Source organism: Neobacillus drentensis (genome assembly GCF_036966985.1).
GTDB classification, from domain to species: Bacteria; Bacillota; Bacilli; order Bacillales; family Cytobacillaceae; genus Neobacillus; species Neobacillus drentensis_E.
Genome location: NZ_JBALSN010000053.1, coordinates 820 through 4,706 on the forward strand (window position 1 = coordinate 820; position 3,887 = coordinate 4,706).

The 3,887-nt window shown below is 34.8% G+C and carries 4 protein-coding genes; 1 reads left to right on the forward strand and 3 read right to left on the reverse strand.

Features of this window, described 5'->3' with window-relative positions; genetic code table 11:
* Positions 1–51 precede the first annotated feature (51 nt).
* Genes dltB through V7659_RS03875 form a run of 3 tightly spaced genes read right to left on the reverse strand, consistent with a single transcriptional unit; the run spans position 52 to position 2,880 of the window.
* Complete coding sequence (dltB, locus tag V7659_RS03865; protein WP_335538238.1) at positions 52–1,200, reverse strand: D-alanyl-lipoteichoic acid biosynthesis protein DltB; 1,149 nt, start codon at positions 1,198–1,200, stop codon at positions 52–54.
* Positions 1,197–2,717 (reverse strand): D-alanine--poly(phosphoribitol) ligase subunit DltA, encoded by a 1,521-nt coding sequence (gene dltA / locus V7659_RS03870; protein WP_335538239.1) that lies wholly within the window; start codon positions 2,715–2,717, stop codon positions 1,197–1,199. The genes dltB and dltA overlap by 4 nt, the downstream gene beginning before the upstream one ends.
* Before the next feature lie 10 nt (positions 2,718–2,727).
* Positions 2,728–2,880, reverse strand: coding sequence for a teichoic acid D-Ala incorporation-associated protein DltX (locus V7659_RS03875; RefSeq protein WP_081416022.1), 153 nt, complete (start codon positions 2,878–2,880; stop codon positions 2,728–2,730).
* Between the two features lie 183 nt (positions 2,881–3,063).
* Here V7659_RS03875 and tatA point away from each other — a divergent pair, with 183 nt between their 5' ends.
* Entirely contained in the window at positions 3,064–3,252 is a 189-nt protein-coding gene (gene tatA / locus V7659_RS03880) for a twin-arginine translocase TatA/TatE family subunit (RefSeq protein WP_335538243.1), read from the forward strand.
* The last annotated feature ends 635 nt before the right edge of the window (positions 3,253–3,887 follow it).

Below are 3,887 nucleotides of genomic sequence, written 5' to 3' on the forward strand. Positions count from 1 at the left end.
AAAATATCTAATACTGTCTCTTTAACTGACATGATCATTCCTCCTAATATATTAAAATAATCGACCGGAAAAGATTAAAAATCCAAAGCAAATGAAGTGGAAGGTGATGACAATTGCGATTGCATGTGTCCATTTATTCTTTTTCCAGAATGAATATTTTTTGTTTTTTCGTTCAAACCAATCAAAACTGATGATTAACAGAGCATGATATAATCCATACACAATATAGTGAAGTTCTAGACCGTGCCACACACCCATTAATAAAAAGAGAAGCAGATAACCGAGATAGGAAATGGTGAAACGGTTTTTAATCCACTTTTTCTTTTGCATCATGAAGGCAAATCGCATGTACACATAATCCCGGAACCAAAATGAAAGTGACATGTGCCAACGGTTCCAAAAGTCTTTAATATTTCTGCTCATAAAAGGAAGATTAAAGTTTTCAGGCGTTTTAATCCCCATAATATAGCTGAAACCGATGGCAAAATTGCTATAGCCAGCAAAGTCGAAAAATAAATATAAACTGTACAGATACATATAACAAATATCGGATAGCGGCGTATGATTTTGGATAAAAAGGGTTGAAATTAGTTTACTATTGATAAGAAACCCGATAATAAATTTATATAAAAAGCCTAAAAATATCTTATTAATTCCTTTATAAAGAAGCTCATGATACTCTTCTCTGGTTGGAACATTATCTATATCCTTTTTAAAGCGTTTATAACGGTCAATTGGACCGGAGGATATAGTGGGAAAAAACAATAAAAACGAAAGCTGTTCTTTTAAGGTTAAAGATTTTAACGAGCCATCTCGAATATCAATGACCATTTGGATATTTTTAAAGGTTAAATAAGAAATTCCTAAAAAGCCAAACCAGTAATTCAATTCGAAGGCAGGCAGGATCTTTATGAACAATAAAGGGATGATGGATAGAAAAATAGCTAGATAAAAGACCAGTGACGAATTTCGCTTTGATCGATACCGTAAATAAACAGAAACAAGGATGATCTCCCAAATGACATAGGCAATAAAGGAATACGCTTGATGAAGGTCAGCTGAGAATGCCATAAAGAGAACGACAAACGTAACGAGAGGGTTATACCAATCTAACCTTTTTTGCCGGTATCCCGCTGCTACGACAGGGATAAGCAAGATGCCAACAATCATAAAATAAAGTAAAGTTGCATAGGGCGTCATGCAGTAACCTCATGTAATACTCTTTTTCGGTCTACCTTGCCGTTATTCGTCATAGGAAGAGCTGGGCGATAAACAAACTTTCTCGGTACCATGTATTGCGGTAATAGAGCACGCAATTCTTTTTTTAACTGACTGGTAAGTTGAAATTCCTTTTCGAATTTATGTGGAGCTGGGACGATCACCGCTGTTAAAAATTCGCATTTCCCGTCTTTGTAATTAGGTACAATCATAACGTTTTGTACTAACGGCAGGGAAGAAAGCTGTGCCTCAATCTCTTCAAGCTCCATTCTGTATCCATTCACTTTCACTTGGAAATCCATTCTTCCTGCGTAAAATAACAATCCATCTTTTTTATAGCCAAGGTCTCCTGTTTTATAAGCAGGCTGCCCATTGAGGACGAAAAATGATTTACGAGTCAAACCTGGTTGATTCAAATACCCTTTGCTCACATGAGGTCCGGTTATAACAATTTGACCTTTTTCCCCATCTGGTTGTTCATCAAGTGATTCTGACAGAATATAAACTTCGCCATCTTTTTTCGAACTGCCAATTGGCAATGATTCGTACTTTTCAATCAAGGAATCATCCACATTGATACTTGTTGCTGCTACTGTACATTCAGTAGGACCATACGTATTGAATACAGTGGCATTTGGGAACCTCTTTCTCAATTTTAAAGCCGTTGCACTTGGTAATGCTTCTCCGCAAAATAAAAATATTGTTAATTCAGGGAGTAGAGATGCTGAAAACTGTTCATCCGATAAGCAATAGTCCACAAAGGATGGAGTAGACGTCCAAATATTCGCGGAGGACTTTTCAAGCGATAAAAATAATTCTTTAGGTGCTGCCACATACTCTTTGGGCAGCATCCAAAGGGTTCCTCCTAAGAATAAACTAGGGAACAGATCCATCACTGACAAATCAAACGAAAAAGGTGCTTGGTTTAAAAAGACTTGATGGTTTGCTAAACCGAAGTCATTCGTCATCCAGTGAGTAAAACTCATTAAATTGTTGTAAGAAATTTGGACACCTTTTGGATTTCCTGTGCTCCCTGACGTATAGATGATATAAAAGTTTTCATCATTGAGAACATATGACTCGGAAGAAACGGTTTTTCCTTGATTCTTTACGAGTGCATCTCGTAAACGATCTCCATTCAAAGGATGGGATAAATGTTCCAAACCTACTTGAGGCAGATCAATAGGTGATAACATCATTTTAGCTCCAGAATCTTCTATAATTTTTGCAATTCTTTCATCTGGAATAGATGTATCAACCGGAATATACGGATGACCTGATTTAACGCATGCTAAAAAACAAACAAGCATTAATGGTTCCATGTGACCATAAACCACAATAGGAGTAGAATCATCCAGCAAAAGATTGTTTAAAAAATAAGCTAAAGACTCGGACATATTATAAAGCTGCCTATATGTAAGGCTCTCATTTCCGCATGAAAAAACGGTCTTTTCAGGATATAATTCAGACCATTTTTGTAGTTGTGAATAAAAATTCATGGTGTCACCTCTAAAATTCGTTATAAATAAAAGTACCGGAATTTTTAAATCCATAAATTGTTAGTAAGCCTAACAGAATTAAAAAATAAAATAACAATCTCATCATCCACCTTGTGGTAGGATGACAGAATAAAGATTTTACATAATGAAAAAATGAATTCATAAATGCCTCCTAACTGGGAAGTAAAGCACTTGATGATTTTACTATGAAATCCTATTTGATTTACGATTTTAATCAAAATTTAATCCTTGGCTTTTGACAGATTAGTGGAATTTAGAATAAAGGGAGCAGGAAATGTATGAGGAATTTAATATTTTTGAAAAGGAACGGGGATTTTTGTAAAATATTGAGATTCCAGGATTAATATTAATCCTAGTACTTGTACTAATCGTTTTTGGACCTAAAAAACTTCCGGAACTTGCTCGTGCTGTCGGCCAATCATTGAGGGAATTTAAAAATTCAACTAAAGGTTTAATAGAAGATGATAAAGAACTGATTGAAGAAATAGTAAAATCCACGGATAGTAAGTTGTAACAAAGAGTATGGTACCAAATGCGGTTCCATACTCTAATTTATTATGTTGAATGCTTTAAATGGATGGGTGAAAAAGGCTCGTCTTGACAGTTGATTATGCCCACAACGATTGTCAGAGAGTTAAAGATTGAGGCATGGCAACCCCAATCTCTTTTTTCTTCATTACGCCAAACCATCTTTAGATATAGATATCTAATTAGTGAGGCAAAAAATAGCTCACATCGTAATGTGGCATAATGCGCATGAAATTCCTTTAACTATTGATTGTTGATATCAAATTCCTTTGCAATACTTAAATGGAATGGAATAAACCTAATTAGATTTAATAATCAATGGGTAATATCTTTTAACACTAAATTTTAAGGGGCGAATTGATGATAGGATCAAGCTGTTATTTCGATGGCTTTTTTGTTCAATAAGTTTTAAAAAAAAACAACTGTAAAAGAACTGATATGTTAAAATTTAGAAAAATAAACGGAATACTAGAAGCAGCGGTTTGGTGATAAATATGGGAATCTAAGGTGATAAATAATGAGGAAAAATGTTTTTGCATGGATTACGTATATAGTAGATTTAGTAGGTTTCATTGCCAGCGGCAGCCTTCTTTTTTATTGAACTAAAGGAGCAGGTTAGTG

Coding starts and splice junctions, on each gene's coding strand:
- dltB (WP_335538238.1), bottom strand. CDS start 1,200: ATGACGCCCTATGCAACTTTACTTTATTTTATGATTGTTGGCATCTTG.
- dltA (WP_335538239.1), bottom strand. CDS start 2,717: ATGAATTTTTATTCACAACTACAAAAATGGTCTGAATTATATCCTGAA.
- V7659_RS03875 (WP_081416022.1), bottom strand. CDS start 2,880: ATGAATTCATTTTTTCATTATGTAAAATCTTTATTCTGTCATCCTACC.